Consider the following 23,955-nt stretch of genomic DNA (forward strand, 5'->3'; position numbering starts at 1 on the left):
AAGGAGAACTCATCATGCGTTACGCTCACCCCGGTACTGAAGGCGCTATCGTTTCGTTCAAGAGCAAATACGGTAACTACATCGGCGGCGAGTTCGTCGCGCCTGTCAAAGGTCAGTACTTCACCAATACTTCCCCGGTCAATGGCCAGCCCATTGCCGAATTCCCGCGCTCCACGGCCGAAGACATCGACAAAGCCCTGGACGCCGCCCACGCCGCCGCGGATGCCTGGGGCGCCACGTCGGCCCAGGCCCGCTCGCTGATCCTGCTGAAAATCGCCGACCGCATCGAAGCCAACCTCGAAGTGCTGGCGATCACTGAATCCTGGGACAACGGCAAGGCCGTGCGCGAAACCCTCAACGCCGACATCCCCCTGGCCGCCGACCACTTCCGCTACTTCGCCGGGTGCCTGCGGGCCCAGGAAGGCAGCGCCGCCGAGATCGACGGCAACACCGTGGCCTATCACATCCATGAACCGCTGGGCGTGGTCGGGCAGATCATCCCGTGGAACTTCCCGCTGCTGATGGCCGCCTGGAAACTCGCCCCGGCCCTGGCCGCCGGTAACTGCGTGGTGCTCAAGCCCGCCGAGCAAACCCCGCTGGGCATCTGCGTGCTCATGGAACTGATCGGCGACCTGCTGCCACCCGGCGTGTTGAACGTGGTGCAAGGCTTCGGTAAAGAAGCCGGTGAAGCCCTGGCGACCAGCAAGCGCATCGCCAAGATCGCGTTTACCGGTTCCACCCCGGTCGGCTCGCACATCATGAAATGCGCCGCCGAGAACATCATCCCGTCCACCGTGGAACTGGGCGGCAAGTCGCCGAACATCTTCTTCGAAGACATCATGCAGGCCGAGCCGAGCTTCATCGAGAAAGCCGCCGAAGGCCTGGTGCTGGCATTCTTCAACCAGGGCGAAGTGTGCACCTGCCCATCCCGCGCCCTGGTGCAAGAGTCGATCTACGACGAGTTCATGAAAGTGGTGATGAACAAAGTCCTGCAGATCAAACGCGGCGACCCGCTGGACACCGACACCATGGTCGGCGCCCAGGCGTCCGAGCAGCAATTCGACAAGATTCTTTCGTACCTGGAAATCGCCAAGGGCGAAGGCGCCGAGCTGCTGACCGGCGGCAAGGTGGAAAAACTCGAAGGCAACCTGGCCAGCGGTTATTACATCCAGCCGACCCTGCTCAAGGGCACCAACAAAATGCGCGTGTTCCAGGAAGAAATCTTCGGCCCAGTGGTGAGCATCACCACCTTCAAGGACGAAGCCGAAGCCCTGGCCATCGCCAACGACACCGAGTTCGGCCTCGGCGCCGGTCTGTGGACCCGCGACATCAACCGCGCCTACCGCATGGGCCGGGCGATCAAGGCCGGTCGCGTCTGGACCAACTGCTACCACCTCTACCCGGCGCACGCCGCGTTCGGTGGCTACAAGAAGTCCGGCGTGGGTCGTGAGACGCACAAGATGATGCTCGATCATTATCAGCAGACCAAAAACCTGCTGGTGAGCTACGACATCAATCCGTTGGGGTTCTTCTAAGCCTTCGGGGCGAGGCAGGTGGTTCTGCTTCGCCCTTTAGATAGCTATCGCGAGCAGGCTCGCTCCCACAGGGACTGTGGGTGACCCTTTTTCTGTGGGTTGGCCCAAATCCCCTGTGGGAGCGAGCCTGCTCGCGATGGCGCCCTCACTGACAACATCAAATTGCCGTCCCACTGCTCTGGCATGAGCCTTGCGTGCCCGCTCCACAACAAACCCGAAAGTCCAACAGATCAAACAATAAAAAAGACAGAGAGGACTTATGACTTCTACCACTCAACTCAAACCCACACTCGGCACCCTGCATTTATGGGGTATCGCCGTCGGCCTGGTGATTTCCGGCGAATACTTCGGCTGGAGTTACGGCTGGGGCACCGCTGGGACCCTGGGGTTTCTCGTCACCGCCCTCATGGTGGCGTTGATGTATACCTGCTTCATCTTCAGTTTCACCGAATTGACCACCGCGATTCCCCACGCTGGCGGGCCGTTTGCCTACAGCCGACGGGCCTTTGGTGAGAAAGGCGGGTTGATCGCCGGGATCGCCACGCTGATCGAATTTGTCTTCGCGCCCCCGGCCATCGCCATGGCGATTGGCGCCTACCTCAACGTGCAATTCCCGGAACTGGACCCCAAGCTCGCCGCGGTTGGCGCGTACATCGTGTTCATGACCCTGAACATCCTCGGCGTCAGCATCGCCGCCGCCTTCGAGCTGGTGGTCACCGTGCTGGCGGTCGCCGAATTGCTGGTGTTCATGGGCGTGGTCGCGCCGGGCTTCAGCTTCAGCAACTTCGTGCTCAACGGCTGGGCCGGCTCCAATGAATTCAGCCTCGCCTCAATCCCGGGCATTTTCGCCGCAATCCCCTTCGCGATCTGGTTCTTCCTCGCCATCGAAGGTGCGGCCATGGCCGCCGAAGAAGCCAAGGACCCGAAACGCACGATTCCCCGCGCTTACGTCAGCGGCATCCTGACCCTGGTGTTCCTGGCCATTGGCGTGATGATCATGGCCGGCGGCGTCGGTGACTGGCGCACCCTGTCAAACATCAACGACCCGCTGCCCCAAGCGATGAAGGCCGTGGTCGGCAACAATTCCACGTGGATGCACATGCTGGTGTGGATCGGCCTGTTCGGCCTGGTGGCGAGTTTCCACGGGATCATCCTCGGCTACTCGCGGCAGTTCTTCGCCCTGGCCCGGGCCGGTTACCTGCCCCGTGGCCTGGCGAAACTCTCGCGCTTCCAGACCCCGCACCGGGCGATCCTGGCCGGCGGCGTGATCGGCATCGCAGCGATCTACAGCGATGGCCTGGTCAACCTGCAAGGCATGAGCCTGACCGCCGCGATGATCACCATGTCGGTGTTCGGCGCCATCGTGATGTACATCATCAGCATGCTCAGCCTGTTCAGATTGCGTAAGACCGAACCGAACCTGGAACGCACCTTCCGTGCCCCGGGCTACCCGATCGTACCGGGCATCGCACTGTTCCTGGCGGTGGTGTGCCTGGTGGCGATGGCGTGGTTCAACATGCTGATCGGCCTGGTGTTCCTGGCGTTCATGGTGGTCGGCTACCTGTATTTCCAACTGACCGCCAAGCAACGCTCCGATGCACCGGCGGACGCTATGCTCACAGGTATCTGAAAGTTGCACCGGCGCCGGGCTGAGGGCCCGGTGCCTGCCTTATAGAAGTGCACGCAGTTTCCTCCCTGTGCGGGAGAGCCCTGTTTTAGGGTTAGCCCTGTGTGGGGAAACTCTGTGGGAGCAGGGCTACTCCACAGGGGTTGGGTCTGCGCTGTAGTTGAATTATTTAGAGATTCAGGAGGACACCGCCCCATGGCCGCATTCGCCCATTCCGTCGGCGCCCAGACCTATCGCTTCGACAGTCTCAAAGAGCTGATGGCCAAGGCCAGCCCGGCACGTTCCGGGGATTTCCTGGCCGAAGTCGCGGCGCTCAACGATGGTGAGCGGGTAGCCGCGCAAATGGCCCTGGCTGACCTGCCCCTCAGTCATTTCCTGCAAGAAATGCTGATTCCTTACGAGGCCGACGAAGTCACCCGGCTGATCGTCGACACTCACGACAAACAGGCCTTCGCCGTCGTCAGCCACCTCACCGTCGGCGGCTTTCGCGATTGGCTGCTCAGCGATGCCGCCGATGAACAGAGCCTGCGGGCACTGGCTCCGGGGCTGACGCCGGAAATGGTCGCCGCCGTGTCGAAGATCATGCGCGTGCAGGATCTGGTGCTGGTGGCGCAGAAAATCCGCGTGGTCACCAAGTTCCGCGGCACCCTCGGCCTGCGCGGGCGCCTGTCCACGCGCCTGCAACCCAACCACCCCACCGACGAACCGGCGGGGATCGCCGCGAGCATTCTCGATGGCCTGCTCTACGGCAACGGCGACGCCATGATCGGCATCAACCCGGCCACCGACAGCACCGCCTCGATCTGCGCGATGCTGGAAATGCTCGACGCCATCATCCAGCGCTACGACATCCCCACCCAGGGCTGTGTGCTGACCCACGTCACCACCTCCATCGAAGCGGCAAACCGTGGCGTGCCCCTGGACCTGGTGTTCCAGTCCATCGCCGGCACCGAAGCGGCCAACGCCAGTTTCGGCATCAACCTCAACGTGCTGAAGGAAGGCTACGACGCCGGGCTCAGCCTGAATCGCGGCACCTTGGGCAACAACCTGATGTATTTCGAAACCGGCCAGGGCAGCGCGCTGTCGGCCAACGCCCACCACGGCGTCGATCAACAGACTTGCGAGACTCGGGCCTACGCCGTGGCACGGCATTTCAAGCCATTCCTGGTGAACACGGTTGTAGGCTTCATCGGCCCGGAATACCTGTACAACGGCAAACAGATCATCCGCGCCGGCCTCGAAGACCACTTCTGCGGCAAGCTCTTGGGCGTGCCGATGGGCTGCGACATCTGCTACACCAACCACGCCGAAGCCGACCAGGACGACATGGACACCCTGCTGACCCTGCTCGGCGTGGCCGGGATCAACTTCATCATGGGCATCCCCGGCTCCGACGACATCATGCTCAACTATCAGACCACCTCGTTCCACGACGCCCTCTACGCCCGCCAGACCCTCGGCCTGAAACCGGCGCCGGAATTCGAAACCTGGCTGGCGAACATGGGCATCTTCACCCAGGCCGATGGCCGGGTGCGGTTCGGCGACAACCTGCCACCGGCGTTTCGTCACGCCCTGGCGCATTTGGGATAAGTGAGCTGCCGATGGACAAACCTCCTGTCGATTCGCAAAACCCTTGGCTGGAACTGCGCCGCCTGACCCCGGCGCGCATCGCCCTGGGCCGCACCGGCACCAGCCTGCCGACCCAGGCGCAACTGGACTTCCAATACGCCCACGCCCAGGCCCGCGATGCGGTGCACCTGGCGTTCGACCATCAGGGCATTCGCGCGCAACTGACTGAACGCGGCCGCGAGAGCCTGCTACTCCACAGTGCCGCCGCCGACCGCCACAGCTACTTGCAACGCCCGGACCTGGGTCGACGGCTCGACGAGGCCTCTGCACAAATCCTGGATGACTACGCAGCGGCTCACCCCGGCGGCGTGGACCTGGCCATCGTCGTCGCTGATGGCCTGTCGGCGCTGGCGGTGCATCGGCATACGCTGCCGTTCCTCGCGCGACTGGAAGAACAGATCGCCGCTGACGGCTGGTCGGTGTCGCCCGTGATCCTGGTGGAACAAGGCCGCGTCGCGGTGGCCGATGAAGTGGCGCAGCGGCTCGGCGCAAAAATGTCGGTGATCCTGATCGGCGAACGCCCCGGCCTCAGCTCCCCCGACAGCCTCGGGCTGTATTTCACCTACGCGCCCAAGGTCGGCCTGACCGATGCCTATCGCAACTGCATCTCCAACGTCCGCCTCGAAGGCTTGAGCTACGGCATGGCCGCCCACCGCCTGGTCTACCTGATGCGCGAGGCCTGTCGCCGCCAGCTCTCGGGGGTCAATCTGAAGGACGAAGCCCAGGTACAAACTCTAGACTCGGAAAATACTGCCGATATGAAAGGTAACTTCCTACTCATGCCGCCCCAAAGCTGATCCGTTTATCCGTTGCGTTTTTGATCCGCTTTCAGGCAGCATCAAAAGCACGGCAGCGCAAAGTTGTTGTCTGAATATCTGTCGACCCTTGCAGACGAGACCTACCATGCGGATTATCCAAGCGACCCTGGAACACCTGGACCTGCTGACCCCATTGTTCGTCAAGTATCGGGAATTCTACGGCTCACTGCCCTACCCGGACTCGTCCCGAGCCTTCCTCGAAAAACGCCTGCGCCGCAAGGAATCGGTGATCTACCTGGCCTTGCCGGATGACGACGACAACAAGCTGCTGGGCTTCTGCCAGCTCTACCCAAGCTTCTCGTCGCTGTCGCTCAAGCGCGTGTGGATCCTCAACGACATCTACGTCGCCGAAGACGCCCGCCGCCAACTGGTGGCTGACAACCTGATCCGCACCGCGAAAAAAATGGCCAAGGAAACCAACGCCGTACGCATGCGCGTCTCCACCAGCAGCAACAACGAAGTCGCGCAGAAAACCTACGAGTCGATTGGCTTCAAGGAAGACACCGAGTTCAAGAACTACGTGTTGCCGATCAGTGAAGGGATCTGAGCCACTGGTGGCTGGGTGAAACCTCTGTGGCTGAGTGCACCCCTTGTGGCGAGGGAGCTTGCTCCCGCTTGGGTGCGCAGCACCCACAACCCAGCCAACCAAATCCCAATGACACACCACCAACCCTGTGTGGCTAGGTGAAACCTTGTGGCGAGGGGATGTATCCCCGCTGGGCTGCGCAGCAGCCCCAAAACCTGAGCACGCGGTACACCAGACTGACCTAGTCAGCCTTTAGGGGACCGCTTCGCGCTCCAGCGGGAGCAAGCTCCCTCGCCACAAAAGCGGTCCGAGCCGATGCCTCATCCAACCACCCCCTCAGAAATCCCCCGCTACAAACTCAACACGCGCTTCACAATCCTCACCGTATAATGCCGCTCTTCCCAGCTTGTAAGAAAAAGCTACACACTCTGTAGCCATACTCAAAGCCAGCCCCACCAGCCTGCCGAGTCGGGCCGCCACCACAGGTGCTATGCATGGATTTCAACCCCCTCGACCTCATTCTGCATCTCGACGTCTACCTCGACATGCTGGTGACCAACTACGGCACATGGGTCTACGCCATCCTGTTCCTGGTGATCTTCTGTGAAACCGGCCTGGTGGTGACGCCCTTCCTGCCGGGCGACTCCCTGCTGTTCATCGCCGGCGCCGTAGCCGCGGGTGGTGCCATGGACCCACTGCTGTTGGCCGGCCTGTTGATGCTGGCGGCGATCCTCGGCGACAGCACCAATTACCTGATCGGCCGCACCGCCGGCGAAAAACTGTTCAGCAACCCCGACTCGAAAATCTTCCGCCGCGACTACCTGCAGCAAACCCACGACTTCTACGACAAACACGGCGGCAAAACCGTGACCCTGGCGCGCTTCCTGCCGATCATCCGCACCTTCGCCCCCTTCGTCGCCGGCGTGGGCAAAATGAACTACCTGCGCTTCTTCGGCTTCAGCGTCCTCGGTACCGTCCTCTGGGTCGGCGGCCTGGTCACACTCGGCTACTTCTTCGGCAACGTGCCGTTCATCAAGCAGAACCTGTCACTGCTGGTGGTGGGCATCATCCTGGTGTCGCTGCTGCCGATGATCATCAGCCTGGTGCGCAGCAAAATGAGCCAGCGCGCCTCGAAAGCCTGATCGCCCATGTGGTCCCTGAGCAACTGGCGCCGCCAACGCACCCTCGCCAAACACCCCGTCACCGAGGAAACCTGGCAGCGCGTGCGTCATCAGTTGAGCTTCCTCGACGGCATCAGCGCCGCCGAGGACCAGTGGCTACGGGAAGCCTGCGTGCTGTTCCTGCATGACAAACACCTCACCGCCCTGCCCGGCGTCGAACTGCGCCAGGAACAACGCCTGCTGCTCGCCGCCCAGGCCCAATTGCCGCTGATGCACCTCGGCGATTTGAACTGGTACCAGGGCTTCCACGAAATCGTTCTCTACCCCGACGATTTCCTCAGCCCCCAGCGCTACCGCGACGCCAGCGGCATCGAGCACGAATGGGACGGCGAACACAGCGGCGAAGCCTGGCCCCAGGGCCCGATCATCCTGGCCTGGGACGGCGTGCTCGCCAGCGGCGGCTGGGACGGCTACAACCTGGTGATCCACGAACTGGCGCACAAACTCGACATGCTCAACGGCGACGCCAACGGCCTGCCGCCGCTGCACGCCGACATGCGCGTCCAGGATTGGGCCGACGCCATGCAACAGGCCTTCGATGACCTCAACCGCCAACTCGACCACAACCCCGACGCAGAAACCGTCATCGACCCCTACGCCGCCGAAAACCCGGCGGAATTCTTCGCCGTCACCAGCGAATACTTCTTCAGCGCCCCAGACCTGCTGCACCAGGCCTATCCCAAGGTCTACGAACAGCTCCAGGCGTTCTACCGCCAGGATCCTTTGGCCCGGCTGCGGCAACTTCAAGCCGAAGATCCGGTCTATCAGGCGTCATACTAAGGTCTCTAAGACCCTGCTAACGTGGCATCGACGGCTGAATATGCCTATAATCGCCGCCACTTTTTGGTCAATCCGACCAGTCATTTGGTCAACTAACGGGGGCACCGCCCAATGAGCTACAGCAAGATTCCGGCTGGCAAAGACCTGCCGAACGACATCTACGTCGCGATCGAAATCCCGGCCAACCACGCCCCGATCAAATACGAAATCGACAAAGACAGCGACTGCCTGTTCGTTGACCGTTTCATGGCCACCCCCATGTTCTACCCGGCCAACTACGGTTACATCCCCAACACCCTGGCCGACGACGGCGACCCCCTCGACGTACTGGTCGTGACCCCATACCCAGTGGCCCCAGGCTCGGTCATCCGCGCCCGTCCGGTCGGCATCCTGAACATGACCGACGACGGCGGCGGCGATGCCAAAGTCATCGCAGTGCCACACGACAAACTGTCGCAACTGTACGTCGACGTGAAGGAATACACCGACCTGCCACCGCTGCTGATCCAGCAGATCGAGCACTTCTTCGCGAACTACAAAGACCTCGAAAAAGGCAAGTGGGTCAAGATCGAAGGTTGGGCCGGTGCAGACGCCGCCCGCGAAGCGATCACCAAATCGGTTGCCGCCTACAAAGGCTGAAACTGAATGTGCAGAAGAACCCCGGTTTGCACCGGGGTTTTTTTATGCCTTAATGGCGCTTAATACCAACTTGTATTAATACTGTTTAACAGCGTTTAGCCCGCCCCTTGCAGATCCTGCAAACGGAAAGATCGTCTTATATATTTGAACGACATGTTTATTGCCGAAAACACAGTCGCCCCTAAACTTTCCGTTTATGAAAAAGATCTCCAGTGGCGACCGCTTCAGAGCCCTTCTAAAAGAAGCCCATATTCGTTCCGCCGACTTCGCGAAGTTATACGGCGTGAAATCCCAGCACGTGAACAACTGGTTCAACCGTGGCATCCCGCCCGGGCGCATCCACTCCATCGCCAGCCTGCTGACCGTCAGCCCGGAGTGGCTCGCCCACGGCGAAGGCCCCCAAACCCCATTGGGCCTCGGCCCCGGCACCACCTATGAAGCCGCCGAAAACGACGGTGTCTACAGCGTGCTGGAACCCACGGACATCGAACTGCCTTTCTATAAGGAAGCCCCCATCGCCCCCGGCGAAACCAAAACCCACATCATCGAAGTCCCCGACCAATCCATCCGCCTGCCCCGCAGCCACCTCGAATCCCTGGAAATCGACCCCAGCGACGCCATCTGTATCACCATGGTCGGCGACAGCATGGCCGAACGCATCGAAGACGGCTCCACCCTCGCCATCGACCGCGGCCTGACCCAAATCGTCGACGGCCATATCTATGCGCTTGAGCATGATGGGATGCTGCGTATCAAATACCTGCACCGCATTCCCGGTAATCGGCTGCGCCTGCGCAGCCACAACAGCGCTGCGTATCCTGATGAGGTGTTCAGTGCTGAACAAATCGACGCGCAACACATCCACGTGATCGGCTGGGTGTTCTGGTGGTCCACCCTCAACAAACAGAGACCGCCGGTATTCGATTGACCCACCCAAGACCAGAAACCGTGGCGGGAATTGTGGCAGGAGCTGCGGCAGAGGCTGTGGCAGAAGCTTTTGTGGCGAGGGAGCTTGCTCCCGCTGGGCTGCGCAGCAGCCCCCTGCTTTCCCCCTGAATCACCGATAACCCAATGATTCCACACCACTTACCACTGGGATTCTGAACCAAACCCGCGTATCCTCCGCCCCACATTTGCGAGCCCACGCCTCGCACCGACAAGGCAGATCACTTTCTGACCAAGTCCCACAGCCGGCCGCAAGAGCCGGATGTACGTTTTGAAGGCTGGTGAGGTTTGTCAAAAACGAACTGAGTTAGTCAACGAGAAGCCGGCCATAAGCCGGCTTTTTAATGCGCCATCGAAAGATCATCTTCTTGAATTTGCTGCTGCCTCGTGAGAACAAGAAGCCCAGTCCAGAGCTGTTCAGGCATTTGACAGTCATGACATAACCAACATCAATCACAGAATTGAGAGTCAACGGTAGGTGGATACTGGATGCCCCAAAATTGTCAGCCTGGAAAGGAAGGCATGGTTCTCGCAGTCCCTACCCTAATAAAAAGACAAATAAAATCAGTTACATATAAGCCATGAAAAATTTGCTTTTGACTATCGCAGATCGCTAATTGAGAATGCGCGAACTAGGCATAACGCCACTAAATTTGGATTCGCTTCATGTCACATGCAAATGGATTTGACTTCCTTGAGCCGTTACCTCCTAGCTGTCCCCCTGAAGAGGTCAACAAGCCAACTGAAGAAAAGCTATGGAGGCTCTTGAGAGCGAACACTCACACCGCTGAAGATTTCGACTCCCAACGTAAGCGATTATCCAAGCACAAATATCCAGACGAGTGCCTAGCGAGATCTGTCTCCCTTATGACTTCGCTCGCCGCATGTCGTGCGGCGATAAAAAGCCCGCGCATGGCAAAAATGAGATTTACTCATGCGGTGGAGATCCCGTGTGACTCAAACTTTGGGGTATGGCATCAAGACCAGTCGAATCATGTCAATTGGTGGCCTTATCTGACCGTCATGCCCACTAGCATCGCCGGGAAAGTGGAAGAGCTAAATGGCTAAGCTAACGATAGAAAAAATCCTGCTTACCTATGAAGTTCCTCTGGTGGCACTAGCAAAAAATAAGAACGGTGACCGTTATCTTGGTGTTAACTACGAAGACGGTGAGACAGCATTTAAATTTTATTTTTCCAGAATAAAAACCGAACATCTAAAACAGCTATTCTCTGAAAAAATTGACGTTCATTATGCGGTAACAAAGCTGCATACCGGAAAATATGAGCTTGGTGAAGTATGGGGTAACCCAGGAGAGGAATTCCAAACCAAAAGCTTTTCCGAGCTCCCCCTAGACTCTCTCCCCGAACCTGGAATGTTCATTCCAGGCCACGCACCGGAAAGCCTTAACAGTGACTTTAAAACTGTGAACATAGACGGACAATGGGAGATAAGCGATTTAAGAAAATTTTCCGACTTAGTCCAAGACTGCTACTCATTTGGATTTGCATTACTCGGAGCAACAGGAAAAGCCGCAACGAAAAAAATAAACTCTTTATTCCATAAACATCCATGGAGAGGAGGATTTAGCTCTGTAAATTTCTTCAAGGAGCTTTATAAAAATATCCCAAACGAAGATCGCGCAGGCATTAAAAAAATAGAGTACGCATCTCCGGGGGAAATAAAATTCTACATGAATGGGGATGTCGCGGATTCCATTAGAGAGCTGGTCAATGGCATCAATGAAGTCAAGAGCCCTGCTCGTGACGCCTATAAAAAAGCATACATGCACCTGCAAAATTTAGGCTGGCTAAGTAAATCTGATGCTGACATAGCCCTTTCAACTCAAGACATAAAATCTCTTACCGAGCTTCTAGAGGAAAGCTGTCAAGCTTTCGGCCTGGAGGAAAGCGCCGAACACATCCTAAACTTAGCAAGCGGAGATCCGTTATCTGCAATTAAAATTGTGCTGGCCTACTACCGACGCCTTCAGGGGTTGGCAGATTACGTTGCAACAGGAAAGGCACAGAACATTTTTCATGACGAATAATGGGTTACAACCGTCAACCTGTCGCGGCGTACGGCAGCTCAGATTGTGCGGTGACGCGTTAGGCGGTTAGAAGAACTTCCTTGACTTCCGATACGTCTAGCGACGGCAGGCTGCCGACATTGACACTGTACCTAATGCCTGTCACACCGAGTGGCGGGATGTAGTCATCTGGGAGCCTGGGGAAGTTGCCGGCAACTTCGAAGACATGGACATAGCGGAATGTGAACCGTAGGAGGGCACCTGTCTGTCGTAGGCCCTCGTGCCAGCCGAGTTGTGCTAGGCGTGAATCGAAAACATCCAGCGCACGCCCATCGGATACCAACTTCTCACGAATTTCATCGACGCGGTCTGCCAGCGTTTCTTCGCCGCCAAGACTGCGCTCCAGCATGACGCTGACAAACAGGAGGCGCTTGCTGGCGGGTGCCTTCAGCTGATCGAAACGGGAGATTTCGTGCTTCGGTTCCGATCGCGTGGTGGTCTTCACTTCGACGTGGACGCCCTGTCCGACGAAATCATGACGTTCGCTTTCAGGGCCGCTCCAAAGGTGGCTGACGCGCGGGCCGATGGTCGGGAGCAGCACGTTGGACAGCACCCAGAGTTCGCCGAAAAGACCGATCTGCTCGGCCGCGCTCAGGTCAGGCGCGAGCGGGCGCAATGCCGCACGCATGTCGTCGATGATGCGTTCAACCGAGATAGCAGGATCGCGGCCTTCAATGTGGATAGCGTGGAGGACCTTGTTGCCTACCAGCGTAAGCAGTTCTTCGTGGTGGCTTCGTGCGGAAACGTCCAGCCAAATCTGTCCGCCTTCCAGGATGCGGACCTGAAGGCTCTGCAGGTCCGGCGGCAGGTTTTGCGGGGCGACATCGATGGCTAGCAGCAGGTGCAGGCGTCCGTCGTTTGACACTCCGATCAGCGCTGCGTCCAGGTCTTCGGCCACCTGCTCGTAGATATCCTCGTGCGAAAGTCGCTGCTCGCGCAGACTTGCCCAGCGGTCTTGCGTGATCTCAACCATTGCGTACCCCACGGTTCACGACGAGCCGTTGTTCGCCGTCCGCAGTGCGGGGCAGCGAAAGCGCGAGGCCCAGCACTGCCTGTGTTGGCGCACGAAGCGGTTCGGGATCCAGGGGGTAGAGCAGGACCAGGCCCTGCTGCGCGGGGCGGTCCTCGCGCATTGCCCGTGCATTGAAGCCTGAGCCAGAGCGGTAGTTCTCCGGTCCGCCATGCAGGTCGGCACCTTCATGGCGTGGATCGATCAGGATGCCGATCGACTCGTTGGCCTGCAACGAACGTCGAACAAGGCCGAAAGGCCTTCCACCCAGGAGTACCTGTCGTTCCCGCTGCGGGTTGGCTACGAACACGGTCCAGTTCGTCAGCTCTCCCGCTTCGGCTCGCTCCAGGATCCAGTCGGCAATCTCCGCGCCCTGAAATGCAATGCTGTTCGGGTGCCCCTCATAACGCCTCAGGAACAGTGCGATGTCCTCGGCCGGCACATCGTGTGCTATGGCGCCACCGTGTGCATCCTGTGTCGGGGGGTGCTGTCGTAACAGGGCGGACGCCAAGTCCAAGTTTCGTTCCAGCAGTTCCCGGTCCTGCATGGGAAACAGGATCGTCTGCGGGTTTTCGCCAGACCATGACCGTGCATCATCCGTCTGCATCCTGCTCTTGTTCTTGCTGGTGAGCAGGAGCTTTGAATGGGCGCGCATCCGGATGGCCATCTGGTCAGGCCTGCGGCCGGCCTTGTTTAGTGCCGTGATGGAGTCACGCAGGGATTCTTCGACCAGCGCCAGCTCCACAAACCACTGAGCGATGCCTTCGGTTGTCCAGATGCGGATCAGGTCTTCATAGCCTGTCCTGAAACCATACCAGCGGGCCATCTGCAGCAGAGCATCCGCCAGCGTTGTGGTGCGCAGGAAGTAGGCGATCGTCAGTCCCTCAAGCGTCAATCCGCGCGACAGCCGATTGCCACCCACTGCAACAAGCTGCCGTCCAGGCTTGGCGTCGTATTCCAGTTCGTCGCCCGTCGTGCTATTGAGCACAACAACGACTAGGCGGGCCAGGTTCGTCACTGCCTCTTCCAATAGAACCTCTTCGCTGCAAGGCAGATCTACCGGTCCCAGCCCCAAGAGCGTTGAGCGGAACATCTGCTTGAGCACGCCGGGTTCGGCGTTCTCATGATGGAACCAGTTGCGGATCTGTTCCTCGATCGCCCCTCCAATGCGCAACTGGTCCTGCTGGAGATGGGATACGTGCACCAGCATCGTGTTCGGCTTACCCATCTGGCCGCGCTGCAGTCTGATGGCGCCGGCAAGCGCAAAGGTCAGGAGGGCATCGGCGAGCGACTGGGGAAGATCCAGCGGTCCCCGGGCAACAATCGCCTCGCTCCTTTTACGCTGCTGCGGCTTCAGAGCCTTCACATCCGCCGCGTCTACAGGGCGCAGTACATCGCGGCCCTGCGAGCTGACGCCGAAAAGCTCTTCCGTTCCCGTGTAGCCGTCCGGCCGAGGAAGCTGTACGACGAAGTCCTTGGGGAACAGGTCTTCGCCGACCTGGCTGTCACTGGCGTCTGGGTCGATGAGGATGTTGGCGAATGGCGTTGCCGTGTAAGCGATGTATGTGGCCCGCGGAATCTTTCTGAGAATGTCGCGAATCAGGGCGTTGGTCAGTGACGGGGCCGTGTCGTCATCCGGTTCGGTGTCGGTGTCGATACTGGGGTCGCGCCGATTTCCGCGTGTATTGATGGAGGCCTGATCGGCTTCGTCATCGATGAGAAGAACCGGTACATCAGCGAGCCGGCCTTCGAGTTTGCCGAACCACTGGTTGAGCCGTTTCAGAATCGGCGTGATCTTCTTCGCGACGATCAGGACGGTACCGGTCGATGCGAATCCATCGGCCACCTCCGGCTCACGAAAGTCTGAAGCCTCATCGGTCAGCGTGATCCAGTCGACGCCCGTCCCGGCCAGCTCCAGATCCAGGCGCTTCTGCGTCTGGCTCCGCAGCGAATCGTGAATGCCTGAAAGAACGATGATCAGGCGGTAGCCGACATCGGCTGCGCGCGCAGCCACAGCCGTGAAGTTGGCGGTCTTGCCGGACTGAACGTAGCCGACGACCAGACCCCGGCACTGGAATTCCGGGCGACTTACCGGTGTGGTCTTCGAGATGATCCGCAGTGACTCTTCCGCGACCGACGCAATCTGGTGCGGCTTCCATTTGGGCTGGGCCCGCAGATAGGCTTCATGCCGGGACCAGTTGGTCCAGGCGGTTGCATCGGTCCACAGAGCCAGCCTGGGCTTCAGTGTAAGGGGAAGCGGAAGCCGGACCTTCATTAGACCTTGTCCGTCAGCTGGTCCTGGACACCGGCCGTCTCCAATGCGCGAAGGAATTCAGACAGAGCCGTCTTGGCCTCGGCATCCTTATCGATGAGCTGCACGAGCGTCACCAGCGTCGGCATCAGCGGGGTGACCTCGACTTCCTCCCCCTTGAACCCGGTCTTGCGTTGCCATGGCTTGTCGCCGCTGCTGACAAGGCGGATTGAAGTTCTGTCCTTCTTTGCAGCCGGGGTCGGAGCAGGTGCCGCCACGGGAGTGCCTCCCGCGGCTGTCGTTGGAGGCAAGAAGCCGCCTGGCGCTGGTGTGCCGGCCGGCGACACAGTCTTGCCGCCTCCTTTCGGAGTCGACGCAGCTTTTTCCTTCTTGTTGTACCGGAGGCGGGCTGCTGCGCGAGGGGTCTTTAGCAGGTCTCCGAGGGGCTTGGTGATCGCAAAGGGCAGGCGAATGAGCTGCTTGCTGATATCTACCTGCAACTGCTCATCAGCCAGCCTGTCGAAGTCGATTGCGACACGAATCAGCTTGGTGTGCTCATCCTTGGCGAAGAGATCTTCCCAGCCGCCCCATTTGATGAGGCGGTCAAGTCGATAGAAGTACAGGCCCTGAGCATCGTTTGCGCGGCCATTCAGGGAGTGGCGGTCGCGTTCAACGCGTTGCTCCAGCGGCGGCAGATCCTTGATGTATTCGTCGAACTCTTCCTCATGTGGCGTGACGTACGCACGAACATAGAGGACAGGCGTCTTGTCCGGAGAAGCGCCGGGAAGCTCGATGCGATGCTGGTCGTACTCTTTCGTCAGCGGGTGCCCCATGGGGTTGTTGGCACGCAGAACGTCATCGTTCAGCCTGATGACGACCCTCTCGCGCCCGCGCACCTTGCCTTCAAGGTACCGGTGGAAGACCAGTTCGAGGTGCGACTTGATGGCAGCGAGTTCCTGCGCGTAAGGAGAATCTGCCCTGCCTCTCGCCGGCTCCATCGAGGGGCGCATCTGCGTGAGCAGCACGGCCGTGCCCGTCTCGCCGATGTTCACTGCCGAGGCATGCTCGGGAGCTACCGGGTCGCTCAGAAGCGCCCAGCGGCGCGTCTTGGCAAGATGGTCCTTGTCCCAGGTGAGTGTCGTGCTTTCGCTCCCGGCAGCTTTCGATACGACCGTCAGTCGATCAGCCTGGGACCAGGCCGCACCCTTCAGCCCATAGCCGAACTTGCCCAGATCGCCGTCGTCGTATTCACGCTGGTGCCCGATCTTCATGGCGTCGCGCAGACCCGATGGAGTCATGCCCCTACCGTCGTCGCGAATGCACATCCACCGGCCGCCCGCATTGGGATTCGGGAAGGTGATGTCGATCTCCCGTGCGCCATGCGACAGGCTGTTGTCCACCAGATCGGCCACGGCGCTGGGCAGGCTGTGCCCGGCACGTGCCAGGATCTTGAAGAGGCCGAGCGGGTCCGGTGCGGCGTCATCGTCGTCGCGGTAGTTGTCGGTTTCTTTTTGTGACGTCACGGACACTGTTTCTGCCTCCTTGAATAGCTGCGGGAAGTGATCCGAGAGCACCGCCTGGCAGTGCTGGCCTTCCTCACCGTACAGCGCAATCATTGCGGATTTGCCGAGCTGGGCACTCTCTCCATGGCACAGGATCGAAGAGCGGGCTGGGTGGTCTGCCGGGATGACAACCCAGGATGCATTGGCCGGGGTGCTCGAGGCGTCAACTACCATCGCGAACAGAACGCCTGGGTCGACGAAACTGTAGAAGGAGCTTTTCGGGCAATCGCCTTCGAATCTCCAATTTTTGTGCTGCCGCTTAAGCCATGAAGCAATCTCAACCACGGTACCTTCGTCTTCGAGACGACGGCAGGTGATTGCGATGGTGTCAGGGTTCTCTGCTGAAGGAAAAACCTTGCCGACGACGTCCCAATCGAAGTTGATGGAACGCTGTTTGGCGCGTTCCTTCCCCTGGCGGCGGTACTCATGAAACATGCCGAGTTCGGAATGAGTAAGCAGTCGGAGAATGGTGAACTTCACTTCCTGCCCTCTGTCGTCTTGATTTGTGATTGCTCCAAATCGAACAATGCCACACGCATGTCTTGTGTCTCCGGTGCCCCCAGGCACTCCCGCATCCCACGAGCGATAGCATAGGCGAATAGTGGTGGCACGGCGTTGCCAATCTGCTTGAATGCCGGGTTCATCGATCCTTTGAAAACGAAGCCGTCAGGGAATGACTGGAGCCGCGCAGCCTCACGGACGGTGATGGTGCGTGCTTGTTTCGAGTCGAAGTGGATGTGGGAGTAAGAGTCCTTGCCGAGGTGCGCCATCAGCGTACGTACAGGGGCATCGGGGCGGAGCTTCCACCACTTGTTCGGAAACTTCCCCGGGTCATACGGGATGCGCCAGGACGTAATGTATGTGCTGACGTCTGCGTTTCTCGGGTCGGTGGGCAAACCGAGTCTCCTGCGGTCGGCAAGCCAGTTCGCAATTTTCTGCTCTACATAGGCATGCACCTGCGGGTACTCCCAGCCAGGCTGAATCTCGGCGAAGATCTTGTAGTCGCGCGGCAGATACCGAAAAACATGGCCAGTCGTAGACTTGGTCGTAAATCCGTGCCACTCCCGCATCAGGCGCGAATAGGCAGTCGTCGGCTTTTTTGCTGTGTACTCGACAGGTTCTGACGGGTCTTTCGCCCCGCGACGAATGGCACCCGAGCGAAGCATTTCTTCGGCGTACAGGTGCGGCAGATCTGCCAGCGCATCAGAGGCCGATGTGGCCGCGGGAGAGTCGGGAGCTGGATCGGGAATCCAGCGGTGGTGCGCAGAGCCTTCGGCTTTGATAACTCGCCTCGCAGCATTCTTGGAACTGGTGTAGCCGGATGGCAGAACCAAGTGGTGCGTTGGCACCGGAAATTTTGGCTTGATGCCGGTCGAACGATGGAAGCCTACCAGAATCATGCGTTCCCGCATCTGCGGAACGCCGTACCAGACGGAATTCAGCAGTGTGTAGGCTACGTCGTAGCCTTCTTCGGCAAGGCTTTTGGAAACGAGCTCGGCAACATTGGTGCCGCCATGATTGAGGATGTCTGGCACGTTCTCCATCAGCAGCGCAACAGGCTTCGTCGCCCGGATGAATGCGACGTAGCGCTCCCACAGGCTGACCCGTCCATCCACCAGGAAGGCTTCGTCTGCAGTCACCTCTTCGCGCAGGCGAGCCTGCTCGCGGAGCTTAGCCCGGCCTACACGGGCGAACGCCTGACAGGGTGGCCCGCCGACGAGGACATCGATCTGATGGTTCGTGGCGCCCTGCAGTCCGAGATCGCCGAAGACGGTTTCTGCGGTTTCGGCTACCGCATCGCGCGGGGCGTGGTGCGCTTCCTTGTCCCCCCCGACCGAGCGCGAGCCGAAGTTGGCTCCGTGCGACTTTGCAGCCCACGGGTCCATTTCGATCGATGCGACCGGTGTAAATCCGGCGGTCAGGAAGCCAAGGGATATGCCGCCACAGCCTGCGAACATGTCCATGTAGCGGATTTCGCCGCCTTCCTGAATACGCTGCAGCTTGCTGCGGATCAGCTCGTCGTCTGAGGTAGAGGCGCGGGAATGATTGCCAGTCGAGGGGGACAGGTCTGCAGCCGAGATAATGGGCTCTTCGTAGGTATTGCTGGGCTGCGATTTGCGCAGCTCGGTTTGGATGGACATCCGGTATCTCTCATAGGGAACATGCGCCAAGACCACCTGCACGGAGCGCAGAAGGGCGGCCGCTCAGGCCTGCTCATACCACGCGGCGCAGCCCGGTTTGACGAATCGTCAACCGGGCGCAAAATGCTACATCGTGTCAGAGTGTAATGAAAATGCCGCGAGGTGTCGCCTGCGCAGGTTGCGTGAGCCTTCATAATTAGCCAGCCTCAACCGGCGAAAGAATGCCCTTAGCCTCAAGGTTTCACGGGCAAAGGGGTCCGTCTCGACCTAAACGACGATATCTAATGCTTACCATTGCCTGATGAGGCAAAGCCTTCGCCCAGCCCCGGGACCTACGAAGAAATCCACGATTTGAATTGGCTCGCAAAGCGGAAAAGTTTTCCCAAGGAGGTATCCTGCGATAGGGGCAAGCTCATCTGGGGGTTGTTCATGGACATAGTCAGCAGAGAAGTCAGGTCTCGAATGATGGCGGGCATCCGCGGCAGCGATACATTGCCAGAGATGAAGGTCAGGAAGCTGCTTCATCGGCAAGGCTTCAGGTATCGCCTGCATCAGCGAAATCTTCCAGGCAAACCCGATGTCGTACTCCCTCGTCACCGTGTCTGCATCTTCGTTCATGGTTGCTTCTGGCACAGGCATCCGGGCTGCAGATACGCCACGATCCCAAAGACCCGTGAGGACTTTTGGCAGACAAAATTCGATCAGAACGTGAAGCGTGACATCAGGAACAGAGATGAACTGCTCAGGTCAGGCTGGCGAGTGATCGAGCTCTGGGAGTGCGGAATACGCGGACCGGAAGGGGGGATGAACTGGCTTCTGGAAACGATCCCGGATTGCACCCAAAAATACGTCTCCTGGCCCAATTTCTCCGACCTGCTCGTCCCCAGCGATCAGCCCACAGTAATCTGAGCCTGTCGGCTTTCAGCACTCGATTTCCAAGCACTCCAAAAGACTCTTCAAAGCAGTCTGGCGCGGATGGCGCGCAACGATCAACAGCAACTCTTCACCTGCCATGGTTAACGTTTTCACGGCGGTTTGCTTGATAGGTTCAATCCCGATGGCTTAAAGGGGGCAGAGCTCAAATTGCACCGTCCATCGGAATCCAAATCAAGCAGCGTTCCAACTGGTATGCCAAGCAAGTTGACCAATAAATTATTAACCAGAAAAACAGATAGATACCGACTTGTTTCAAATTACCCCGGCGCCAGCCGCAATGACCTACAGAGGGTCGGGGCTCTGGCGATGCCGGCATCGACGGCATTATCTCGCTCGACAAGTTGGGACTCGATAAGGTTTACGTGCAAGCCAAGCGGTGGCAAAACACAGTGGGCCGCCCCTGAGCTGCAGGCGTTCTACGGTGCGCTCGCCGGGCAAAAAGCCAAACGCGGCGTTTTCATCACAACATCTGGTTTCACCGCTCATGCGATCGACTTCGCTAAATCGGTAGAAGGCATCGTGTTGGTGGACGGCATGCGGCTGGTGCACCTGATGATGGATCACGAGATGGGCGTTACATCACGACTCTTGCGGCTGCCAACGTTGGATCGCGATTATTTCGATGAAGAATGAGCTGCCGAGGTATTTCCAATGATCCAATTTACCCAAGGCAACCTTCTGGAAGCCAAAACCGAAGCCCTGGTCAACACGGTGAATACCGTGGGCGTGATGGGTAAAGGTATCGCGCTGATGTTCAAAGAGCGCTTCACGGAAAATTACCGCCTGTACTTAGCTGCCTGCAAGGCTGGCGAAGTGGAGACGGGCAAGGTTCACGTAACGGCGGTCAACGAACTGGAAGGGCCACACTGGATCGTGAACTTCCCGACCAAACGGCACTGGCGTTCACCTTCGCAGATGGCGTGGATAACCGAAGGTCTGCACGACCTACGTCGCTTTCTGATCGAAAACGATGTGAAGTCCGTAGCGGTTCCACCGCTAGGGGCTGGCAACGGTGGCTTGAAGTGGCCAGAGGTTCGCGAGCAGATTGTTGAGGTATTGAGCGATCTGGATGTCGACGTGCTGGTGTTCGAGCCTTCTAACCAATATCTGAACGTCGCCAAGCGTAACGGTGTGGAAAAGCTCACGCCGGCTCGCGCACTGATTGCCGAACTGGTTCGTCGCTATTGGGTTCTGGGTATGGAATGCAGCCTGCCTGAGATTCAGAAGCTGGCTTGGTTTCTTGAACGCGCCATCGAAAAGCTGCCAAACACCGAAAACCCTCTGAATCTTCAGTTTGTTGCTCATAAGTACGGGCCGTATGCCAACCGGTTGGAACATCTGCTCAATAACCTGGATGGCAGCTATCTGCATTGTGACAAGCGCATCAGTGATGCGGGTATTAGCGACGTGATCTGGTTTGACGAAGGACGCAAAGCATTCTTGCAGATCTATCTTCAAACAGAGGCCAAGGAGTACACCCAGGCCTTGGAGCGTACCGCCGAGTTGATCGATGGTTTTGAGTCGCCTTTCGGCATGGAGTTGTTGGCGACGGTTGATTGGTTGCTGAGCCAGGATGGAATTTCCCCGACTGTTCCTGCCGTGCGCGAGGCGTTGAAGCATTGGGATGGCGGAGCAGGTGCTGCGGCTCGTAAAAGCAAGCTGTTCGATGATCAGGCGCTTGATATAGCGCTGAAGCGGCTGACTTCCACTAGTTTCAAGCCGGAAGTGGCGACCTGTTAGGGGTAACGCGTGACTAAACAATTATCCAACAGGTTGTTGGACAATCTCAGCGTTCATCGCTTCGATGACGCTCCGCAATTGTGCAAGTACCTCTTGCACAATTAGAGCTCGTCGCTTCGGGGGCTGTCGGATACCAAAAGGTCTTGCCGAGCAAGACCTTTCTTCATACCTGGGGTAAGCGCGGCCCCTTGTTACCTCACCTCAATAATATCCAAAGCCCGATTCGCCAACAGTTCACTCACCTCAATCACCTGCAAAATCCCCATCGCAACACGTCGTCGCGATCCCTCAAGATCAAACGCCAAGTCACTGATCATGGCATTGGCCGCAGCCAGGTTTTCACTGAGACTGGCAAGCAGACATTCCGAATCAACATCAGGCGCGATACGAAAGATGCTGTTGGGATTGTCAGACGTTTCTTTCTTCGGCATAGGCTTCAGATAGAAATCCAAAGCCCGGTTGGCCGCATTATCAAGTTTCTTGTTACGAGCCGACTGAACGCGGGACACGGTTTCATCGGTAGCTGGCGGGTTTGGTGTAATTTTGACCATGGTAAAGCTCCTAGAGTCTGTTGGAGCTACCACCACTCGCTGCGAAACGAAGTTGGGGTGGCAGCTGTACGCGGGTTCGCAGACCGGGACTCTAGGGACCGGCAGACCCGAGGGTCTCCCACGCACAGCCACCTCTGACGAAATCACAGACATGGGCGATCTGCTTTCGAAGGTGACGTTGTGCGCCTATAGAGTCCGGGCTGCGAAACCCGATCACTGATGAGCAGTGACGGACTCAAACTACCGAGGGGACCCAAGACGCACAAGCCGGCGGATTCTGGCGTAGTTGTAGGCAATGGCGCAAGGCGATGTCGGTCGTGGCTGGTCTCGTGGAGTCACGATAAACAGCTGGCTGGAATGTTGCTGATGCACCGCTATCGAGAGCAAGCTCGCTCCCACAGAGGCGCTTGTGTACATACGTCGCGGGGGAATGCATTCACGACCGGCTGCATCCTTGCAGCCAGTCGCGAAGAGGGTTACGACTCGTTGTTCAATGGGGCTTGCGAGCAACGTCGCAATGAATCAGGCGGGATATCTCGATCATACCCCCAACGGTTTTGTCATCGACCGCAAACCCGCTGCCTGAAACCCCGGTGCTGTTGTTACTTGAGCGTGACGTCGAGCATCGGCGGGATGTAACCGTAGTCGTACTCGGCCACCACGAAGGTCTGCTGCCCTTTGATTTTCATGCCCACCGTGGGTGCCTCGGTGCCGCCCACCCGAATCTGCGTGCCGGTTTCGTCGGTCGGTACGCTGTCGATGAAGGAGGTCACCAGGCCGTTTGGCATTACATAGTGCGAGTAGGTCTGGAATGGCTGGGAGGACGGGTTGCCCAGCACTAGGCCGGATCCGTTCAGCGGCACGTAAGGGCCGAAGAGCGAGTCCGCGACGAAACCGTACACGCCGTCCGGGCCGGTCACGCCGTCGGCGTAGGTGAAGGTATGGCTGATCGTGAACAGGTAGTACTTGCCATCCTGGAACACGAAGTGCGGGCGCTCGGTCTGGTCGTTTACGCCCACGGCGGTCAGCAGTGGCGGCAACATTTCCCAGTCGTCACCGTCCGCGTCGCGGGCCACGGCGATGCCGACACAGGCGGTCTGGTAGCGCGAGTTGCCGACATCTTCATAACCTGGTGGCACATCGCCGATTTCTGCCTCGCCCACTTTGTGCGAGCCGCGCTCACCGGCCACGTTGCCCTCGAACAGCATGTAGAGCTTGCCGTCTTTCGGGTCGCGGAAAGGCCATGGGTCGCGGAAACCCCAGAACGCGTTTTGTGCTTCGGTCTGGTACATGTTGCCGTCGGCCTCAAACAGCGGCTTGACCTTCTCGAAGCCGACCATGCTGACACCGTGTTCAGTGGTCACGACCCGACCGCGCACCTTGACGATGGTCGCGCCTGGGGTGACGGCGGTGTAATACAGGTCCACTTCACCGCGGTCGTTCAACAGGATCGGCGTACCGGCCCATTCGCGAGCGGTCGGCGAAACGCCTTCGGCCATCACACGTCCACCGAATTCCCAGTTCTTGCCGGTACGCGAGAACCAGTAGTACATCTTTGCCCGACCGTGACGATCGTTCCAATCGCGGAGGATGTCGTAGTTGCCGTCCTCGTCGAGGTACTGCGGGTCGTTTGGATGACGATCGGCCGTCAGGGTGAAGATCACCGACCAGCCATCGACGGACGTCACGTTACCGTCCAGGTCGCGCAGGGGCATGGTGTCCCAGATGAACACGTCGTTGTTCAGTACCGGGAAATCCGCGCTGACCAGCGGCTGCGTGGTGGTGGGATCATCCGCCCGGACTTTCAACGCGTCAGCGCGGGTCCAAAGGCTGGGTTGATGGGGGGTTACACCGAATTTTTCAGGGTTGGTTTTCATGAGTTATTGCCTCGTCCATGAATGGATTCAAATAAATGACGCTTTAGAAATACTGTATGTACATACAGTGAAGCCACCTTATAGAGGCTCATGCATGCGGGTCAAGCAAAAAATGCATT

General features: G+C 58.7%; 19 protein-coding genes. 13 read left to right on the forward strand and 6 right to left on the reverse strand.

The window, feature by feature from the left end:
• Nucleotides 1-14: 14 nt before the first annotated feature.
• From DTP52_RS28210 to DTP52_RS28255, 10 genes are all read left to right on the forward strand, one after another.
• Nucleotides 15-1,535 (forward strand): aldehyde dehydrogenase family protein, encoded by a 1,521-nt coding sequence (locus DTP52_RS28210; RefSeq protein WP_025569726.1) that lies wholly within the window; start codon nucleotides 15-17, stop codon nucleotides 1,533-1,535.
• Between the two features lie 259 nt (nucleotides 1,536-1,794).
• Nucleotides 1,795-3,165, forward strand: coding sequence for an ethanolamine permease (gene eat, locus DTP52_RS28215; RefSeq protein ID WP_109756304.1), 1,371 nt, complete (start codon nucleotides 1,795-1,797; stop codon nucleotides 3,163-3,165).
• A gap of 192 nt (nucleotides 3,166-3,357) precedes the next feature.
• Nucleotides 3,358-4,752, forward strand: coding sequence for an ethanolamine ammonia-lyase subunit EutB (locus tag DTP52_RS28220; RefSeq protein ID WP_109756305.1), 1,395 nt, complete (start codon nucleotides 3,358-3,360; stop codon nucleotides 4,750-4,752).
• A gap of 11 nt (nucleotides 4,753-4,763) precedes the next feature.
• Nucleotides 4,764-5,588 carry an ethanolamine ammonia-lyase subunit EutC gene (gene eutC / locus DTP52_RS28225; RefSeq protein WP_109756306.1) on the forward strand — a complete coding sequence of 275 codons (825 nt, stop codon included), beginning with the start codon at nucleotides 4,764-4,766 and terminating at the stop codon, nucleotides 5,586-5,588.
• A 106-nt stretch (nucleotides 5,589-5,694) separates the two neighbouring features.
• On the forward strand, nucleotides 5,695-6,156 hold the full coding sequence (locus DTP52_RS28230) for an N-acetyltransferase (protein WP_025569618.1): 462 nt from the start codon (nucleotides 5,695-5,697) through the stop codon (nucleotides 6,154-6,156).
• Between the two features lie 473 nt (nucleotides 6,157-6,629).
• Entirely contained in the window at nucleotides 6,630-7,277 is a 648-nt protein-coding gene (locus DTP52_RS28235) for a DedA family protein (RefSeq protein WP_109756307.1), read from the forward strand.
• A 6-nt stretch (nucleotides 7,278-7,283) separates the two neighbouring features.
• Nucleotides 7,284-8,096, forward strand: coding sequence for a zinc-dependent peptidase (locus DTP52_RS28240; protein WP_109756308.1), 813 nt, complete (start codon nucleotides 7,284-7,286; stop codon nucleotides 8,094-8,096).
• Nucleotides 8,097-8,207: 111 nt separating this feature from the next.
• On the forward strand, nucleotides 8,208-8,735 hold the full coding sequence (ppa, locus tag DTP52_RS28245; protein ID WP_003205933.1) for an inorganic diphosphatase: 528 nt from the start codon (nucleotides 8,208-8,210) through the stop codon (nucleotides 8,733-8,735).
• Nucleotides 8,736-8,931: 196 nt separating this feature from the next.
• Complete coding sequence (locus DTP52_RS28250; RefSeq protein ID WP_109756309.1) at nucleotides 8,932-9,663, forward strand: helix-turn-helix transcriptional regulator; 732 nt, start codon at nucleotides 8,932-8,934, stop codon at nucleotides 9,661-9,663.
• Between the two features lie 1,077 nt (nucleotides 9,664-10,740).
• Nucleotides 10,741-11,730 carry a hypothetical protein gene (locus DTP52_RS28255; protein WP_109756310.1) on the forward strand — a complete coding sequence of 330 codons (990 nt, stop codon included), beginning with the start codon at nucleotides 10,741-10,743 and terminating at the stop codon, nucleotides 11,728-11,730.
• A 58-nt stretch (nucleotides 11,731-11,788) separates the two neighbouring features.
• Here the strand turns inward: DTP52_RS28255 and DTP52_RS28260 are convergent, their stop codons facing one another.
• From DTP52_RS28260 to DTP52_RS28275, 4 genes are read right to left on the reverse strand one after another with little or no spacing between them, the layout of a single operon-like run.
• The gene (locus tag DTP52_RS28260) at nucleotides 11,789-12,742 is read right to left on the reverse strand and encodes a PD-(D/E)XK motif protein (RefSeq protein WP_109756311.1); all 954 of its coding nucleotides are present in this window, start codon (nucleotides 12,740-12,742) and stop codon (nucleotides 11,789-11,791) included.
• Entirely contained in the window at nucleotides 12,735-15,053 is a 2,319-nt protein-coding gene (locus tag DTP52_RS28265) for a Z1 domain-containing protein (RefSeq protein ID WP_109756312.1), read from the reverse strand. Before DTP52_RS28265 ends, DTP52_RS28260 begins: the two co-directional genes overlap by 8 nt.
• Nucleotides 15,053-17,071: an ATP-binding protein gene (locus DTP52_RS28270; protein ID WP_256594289.1), complete on the reverse strand. Its 2,019-nt coding sequence runs from the start codon at nucleotides 17,069-17,071 to the stop codon at nucleotides 15,053-15,055. Before DTP52_RS28270 ends, DTP52_RS28265 begins: the two co-directional genes overlap by 1 nt.
• Nucleotides 17,068-18,732, reverse strand: a complete 1,665-nt coding sequence (locus tag DTP52_RS28275; RefSeq protein WP_109756313.1) for a DNA cytosine methyltransferase — start codon at nucleotides 18,730-18,732, stop codon at nucleotides 17,068-17,070. Before DTP52_RS28275 ends, DTP52_RS28270 begins: the two co-directional genes overlap by 4 nt.
• A gap of 465 nt (nucleotides 18,733-19,197) precedes the next feature.
• Between DTP52_RS28275 and DTP52_RS28280 the strand changes: the two genes are divergently transcribed.
• The 3 genes from DTP52_RS28280 to DTP52_RS28290 all read left to right on the forward strand — a co-directional run bounded on the left by DTP52_RS28280 (nucleotide 19,198) and on the right by DTP52_RS28290 (nucleotide 21,408).
• Entirely contained in the window at nucleotides 19,198-19,641 is a 444-nt protein-coding gene (locus DTP52_RS28280; protein ID WP_371925656.1) for a very short patch repair endonuclease, read from the forward strand.
• Nucleotides 19,642-19,860: 219 nt separating this feature from the next.
• Complete coding sequence (locus DTP52_RS28285) at nucleotides 19,861-20,301, forward strand: restriction endonuclease (RefSeq protein WP_256594290.1); 441 nt, start codon at nucleotides 19,861-19,863, stop codon at nucleotides 20,299-20,301.
• 18 nt (nucleotides 20,302-20,319) lie between these two features.
• Complete coding sequence (locus tag DTP52_RS28290; RefSeq protein WP_109756314.1) at nucleotides 20,320-21,408, forward strand: macro domain-containing protein; 1,089 nt, start codon at nucleotides 20,320-20,322, stop codon at nucleotides 21,406-21,408.
• Nucleotides 21,409-21,599: 191 nt separating this feature from the next.
• Here the strand turns inward: DTP52_RS28290 and DTP52_RS28295 are convergent, their stop codons facing one another.
• Nucleotides 21,600-21,959: a DUF6124 family protein gene (locus tag DTP52_RS28295; RefSeq protein WP_109756315.1), complete on the reverse strand. Its 360-nt coding sequence runs from the start codon at nucleotides 21,957-21,959 to the stop codon at nucleotides 21,600-21,602.
• A 602-nt stretch (nucleotides 21,960-22,561) separates the two neighbouring features.
• The gene (locus tag DTP52_RS28300; protein WP_109756316.1) at nucleotides 22,562-23,836 is read right to left on the reverse strand and encodes a glycoside hydrolase family 68 protein; all 1,275 of its coding nucleotides are present in this window, start codon (nucleotides 23,834-23,836) and stop codon (nucleotides 22,562-22,564) included.
• Nucleotides 23,837-23,955 lie beyond the last annotated feature (119 nt).

The sequence above is a fragment of the Pseudomonas sp. 43mfcvi1.1 genome, assembly GCF_900115935.1.
In the GTDB taxonomy this organism is placed as follows: Bacteria; Pseudomonadota; Gammaproteobacteria; order Pseudomonadales; family Pseudomonadaceae; genus Aquipseudomonas; species Aquipseudomonas bijieensis.

Coding starts and splice junctions, on each gene's coding strand:
- DTP52_RS28300 (WP_109756316.1), bottom strand. CDS start 23,836: ATGAAAACCAACCCTGAAAAATTCGGTGTAACCCCCCATCAACCCAGC.
- DTP52_RS28260 (WP_109756311.1), bottom strand. CDS start 12,742: ATGGTTGAGATCACGCAAGACCGCTGGGCAAGTCTGCGCGAGCAGCGA.
- DTP52_RS28235 (WP_109756307.1), top strand. CDS start 6,630: ATGGATTTCAACCCCCTCGACCTCATTCTGCATCTCGACGTCTACCTC.
- DTP52_RS28265 (WP_109756312.1), bottom strand. CDS start 15,053: ATGAAGGTCCGGCTTCCGCTTCCCCTTACACTGAAGCCCAGGCTGGCT.
- DTP52_RS28210 (WP_025569726.1), top strand. CDS start 15: ATGCGTTACGCTCACCCCGGTACTGAAGGCGCTATCGTTTCGTTCAAG.
- DTP52_RS28290 (WP_109756314.1), top strand. CDS start 20,320: ATGATCCAATTTACCCAAGGCAACCTTCTGGAAGCCAAAACCGAAGCC.
- DTP52_RS28275 (WP_109756313.1), bottom strand. CDS start 18,732: ATGTCCATCCAAACCGAGCTGCGCAAATCGCAGCCCAGCAATACCTAC.
- DTP52_RS28220 (WP_109756305.1), top strand. CDS start 3,358: ATGGCCGCATTCGCCCATTCCGTCGGCGCCCAGACCTATCGCTTCGAC.
- DTP52_RS28250 (WP_109756309.1), top strand. CDS start 8,932: ATGAAAAAGATCTCCAGTGGCGACCGCTTCAGAGCCCTTCTAAAAGAA.
- DTP52_RS28285 (WP_256594290.1), top strand. CDS start 19,861: ATGCCAAGCAAGTTGACCAATAAATTATTAACCAGAAAAACAGATAGA.
- DTP52_RS28295 (WP_109756315.1), bottom strand. CDS start 21,959: ATGGTCAAAATTACACCAAACCCGCCAGCTACCGATGAAACCGTGTCC.
- ppa (WP_003205933.1), top strand. CDS start 8,208: ATGAGCTACAGCAAGATTCCGGCTGGCAAAGACCTGCCGAACGACATC.
- DTP52_RS28255 (WP_109756310.1), top strand. CDS start 10,741: ATGGCTAAGCTAACGATAGAAAAAATCCTGCTTACCTATGAAGTTCCT.
- DTP52_RS28240 (WP_109756308.1), top strand. CDS start 7,284: ATGTGGTCCCTGAGCAACTGGCGCCGCCAACGCACCCTCGCCAAACAC.
- eutC (WP_109756306.1), top strand. CDS start 4,764: ATGGACAAACCTCCTGTCGATTCGCAAAACCCTTGGCTGGAACTGCGC.
- DTP52_RS28280 (WP_371925656.1), top strand. CDS start 19,198: ATGGCGGGCATCCGCGGCAGCGATACATTGCCAGAGATGAAGGTCAGG.
- eat (WP_109756304.1), top strand. CDS start 1,795: ATGACTTCTACCACTCAACTCAAACCCACACTCGGCACCCTGCATTTA.
- DTP52_RS28230 (WP_025569618.1), top strand. CDS start 5,695: ATGCGGATTATCCAAGCGACCCTGGAACACCTGGACCTGCTGACCCCA.